The organism is Rhodopila sp. (assembly GCF_035548235.1).
Classification (GTDB): domain Bacteria; phylum Pseudomonadota; class Alphaproteobacteria; order Acetobacterales; family Acetobacteraceae; genus Rhodopila.
In genome coordinates this window covers 1-3,218 of record NZ_DASZTJ010000023.1, presented here as the reverse complement: position 1 = coordinate 3,218, position 3,218 = coordinate 1, and the positions used below count along the sequence as shown (strand labels likewise).

Sequence of the window (3,218 nt, the reverse complement as noted above, 5' to 3'; positions counted from 1 at the left end):
CCCCCCCGGACGCAGAGGGGCCCCGTCAGGCCGAAAGCGCGACGGGCTCCGTCCGCAGCCGTTTCACCAGCAACTTGTTCAGCGCATGCACATAGGCCCGCGCCGCCGAGACGATCGTGTCGGCGTCGGCGCCCTGGCCGTCCACCATCTTGCCGGCTTCCTCCAGCCGCACCGTCGTCTTCGCCTGCGCATCGGTGCCTTCGGTCACGGCACCGACCGAGAACAGCACCAGGTTGGCGTGGTGCGGGAAGATCTGCTGGATCGCGTTGAACGTCGCATCCACCGGCCCGTTGCCGGTCGAGGACGCGGACTTCACCACGCCGTCAACCGACAACTCCAGCGCCGCCGTCGCCGGATGCTTGCTGCCGGCATGGATGTCCAGCGAGACGAACTGGATGCGCTCGTGGTCGCGCATCACCTCGTCGTCGACCAGGGCGACCAGGTCCTCGTCGAACACCACCTTCTTCTGGTCGGCCAGCACCTTGAAGCGCTGGAACGCGACATTGAGCTGGTTGTCGCCGATCGTGTAACCCAAGGTCTTCAGCTTGTCGCGGAACGCCGCACGGCCCGAGTGCTTGCCCATCACCAGGCTGGATTTCTGCCAGCCCACGCTTTCCGGCAACATGATTTCATATGTGCCGGCATGCTTCAGCACGCCGTCCTGGTGGATCCCGGCCTCATGCGCGAAGGCGTTGCGCCCGACGATCGCCTTGTTCGGCTGCACGTCGAAACCGGTGATCGCCGCCAGCATCTTGGAGGTGCGCAGGATCTTCTCGGTGACGATGTTGTTCTTGAACGGCACCGCGTCGTTGCGGGTGCGGATGGCCATCACCGCTTCTTCCAACGAGGCATTGCCGGCACGCTCGCCGATGCCGTTGATCGTCGCTTCCACCTGGCGGACGCCGGCGCGGATCGCGGCGATCGTGTTGGCGACGGCCAGGCCCAGGTCGTTGTGGTTGTGCGTCGACAGGACGACGCGATCCGCGCCCGGCACGCGTTCCCGCAGCATGGTGAAGATGCGGGTCATGTCCTCGGGCAGGGCATAGCCGACCGTGTCGGGGATGTTGATCGTGGTGGCGCCGGCCTTGATCGCGGCCTCGACGCAGCGGCACAGGAAGTCGGGATCGGTGCGGGTGCCATCCTCGGCCGACCATTCGACGTCTTCCACGAACTGCCGCGCCAGGGTCACCGAATCGACAGCCAGTTGCAGTACGTCGGCCGGCTCCATCCGCAGCTTGTATTTCATGTGCAGCGGGCTGGTGGACAGGAAGATGTGGATACGCTTGCGGGGAGCCGCTTTCACCGCCTCGGCGGCGCGCAGGATGTCGTCGCGGCCGGTACGCGCCAGGCCGCAGATCACCGGGCTGTCATCGCGCTGCCCGACGGTCTCGGCGATCGCCTTGACGCTTTCGAAATCGCCCGGCGAAGCGATCGGGAACCCGGCTTCCATCACGTCGACGCCCAATTCGGTCAGCGCCTCCGCCATGCGGATCTTTTCTTCCAGGTTCATCGAGAACCCGGGCGATTGCTCGCCGTCCCGCAGCGTCGTGTCGAAGATGATGATACGGTTTTCGTCCAGCTTGCCGAAGCTCGGATGTTCGAAACTCATGGAATCTGTGTCCTTCGGAGAATGAATGCGCGACTGAGACCTCAGGGGTTCCCCTGAGCGAAGCCGGCGTTCAACGACCCGGCGAGACGCTCAGGGGCGCGTAAGTCGAAGGAGGGCGAGCAGCCGCTCAGGACCGGACGCAGGGGCGTCGACACAGTCCAGCAGAGGGGCGGCGCGGAAAGGCATCACCGCCCCTATACGGGAATCAACCGCATCCTGCAACCATGGTGCCCTGATTTTCTCGCGATCAGGCGGCTTCGGCCATGGTGGACCGTTCGCAGGCGACGGTCGTCCGGTGCATGTCCCGCACCTCCTTGGGATCGAAGGGACGTGCGCGGTGCATGGTGGCCCGGTTGTCCCACATCACCAGGTCCCACTGCTTCCAGACATGGGCGTAGACGAATTTCCGCTGCGTCGCGTGCTCGTTCAGGTCGCGCAGGAAGGCCCGAGCCTCGGGGATCGGCCAGCCGACGATGGCGCCGGCGTGGGAGGCGAGGAAGAGGGACTTCCGGCCGGTCGACGGGTGGGTGCGCACCAGGCGCTGCCGCACCGGCTTGAAGCGGACCAGTTCGTCGTCGGTGAACTCGGTGAAGCCCAGCATGGAGCGCGAATAGATCTGGCTGTGCTCGCAGACCAGGTCCTCGCATTCCTTCTTGGTGTCCTCGTCCAGCGTGTCATAGGCGGTGCGCATGTCGGCGAACTCGGTATTGCCGCCGGCCGACGGGATCGAGCGGGCCGACAGCAGCGAGTACTTCGCCGGCACCGCCTTGAAGGAGCTGTCGGAGTGCCACAGCCGGTTGCCCAGGCTGAACAGCCGGCGGCGGCTGTCGCGCGCCAGGACCTCGTTCTGCAGGCCAAGATTGGAGATGTCGTTCACCAGGGGCGAGTCGAGCCGGCGCGCCTTGCCCCAGTTCAGGTCGCCGGAGGCTTCTTCCAGCGCGCCGAAATTGCGGGAGAACGCGAGTTGGGCTTCGTCCGTGAACTGCTGGCCGTGGAAGACCAGCACGCCGAACTGGTCCATGCCCTTTTCGATTGCCGCGGCCTCGTCGTGGGTGAGGGGGCGGGTGATGTCGATGCCGGAGACCTCGCCGCCGAAGAACGGGCGGGAGACCGGGTCTATGGGGCGGATCGAGACTGTCATGGTCGTTTCCGTTCGTTGTTGGTTCGTTCGTGGCTTAGCTCGTCAGGGGCACCGCTCCCTCCGCGTCATGGTCGGGCTTGGCCCGACCCGCCTTTCTCTCCCCCGGCACCGCCTGGACAGCGGGCCCGCCGCCCGCCAAGGCGCGGGCGAGGGGACCTGCGTCGTACCTTGGCGCCTGCGGGAGCTGTCGTGCCATCACGGCGCCATCAATGCAGCTCCGCCAGGTCCATGGCCTGGCCGAATCGGCGGGACGGCTCCTGCGGGTCGCCGTATTTCCGGTGCATCGCCGTGTGGTACGCCGCCGCCAGCAACAGCTTGTCGCGGTCCGGCTGCCGGTTGGTGCCGTAATCCATCAGCATGCACTGGGCGATTTCCTGGTTGTGCGGATCATTGCCCAGCTTGCTGGCGGCCAGGGCGATCGTCTGCACCAGCGGCGCCCGGTCGGACACGTTGTCGCAATAGGCCTGC

Annotated in this window: 3 protein-coding genes; all 3 read right to left on the bottom strand. The window is 66.1% G+C overall.

What is annotated here, in order from left to right; translation table 11 throughout:
- Nucleotides 1–25: 25 nt before the first annotated feature.
- Nucleotides 26–1,609, bottom strand: a complete 1,584-nt coding sequence (locus VHB27_RS01205) for a 2-isopropylmalate synthase (protein ID WP_325596866.1) — start codon at nucleotides 1,607–1,609, stop codon at nucleotides 26–28.
- 247 nt (nucleotides 1,610–1,856) lie between these two features.
- Nucleotides 1,857–2,750 carry a TauD/TfdA dioxygenase family protein gene (locus VHB27_RS01200; protein WP_325596864.1) on the bottom strand — a complete coding sequence of 298 codons (894 nt, stop codon included), beginning with the start codon at nucleotides 2,748–2,750 and terminating at the stop codon, nucleotides 1,857–1,859.
- A gap of 206 nt (nucleotides 2,751–2,956) precedes the next feature.
- Nucleotides 2,957–3,218, bottom strand: a 262-nt coding sequence (locus VHB27_RS01195) for a hypothetical protein (protein WP_325596862.1), incomplete at its 5' end; no start/stop codon positions are given.

What these genes read in the sequence shown, in the direction of transcription:
- VHB27_RS01205 (WP_325596866.1), bottom strand. Translation starts at nt 1,609, where the DNA reads ATGAGTTTCGAACATCCGAGCTTCGGCAAGCTGGACGAAAACCGTATC.
- VHB27_RS01200 (WP_325596864.1), bottom strand. Translation starts at nt 2,750, where the DNA reads ATGACAGTCTCGATCCGCCCCATAGACCCGGTCTCCCGCCCGTTCTTC.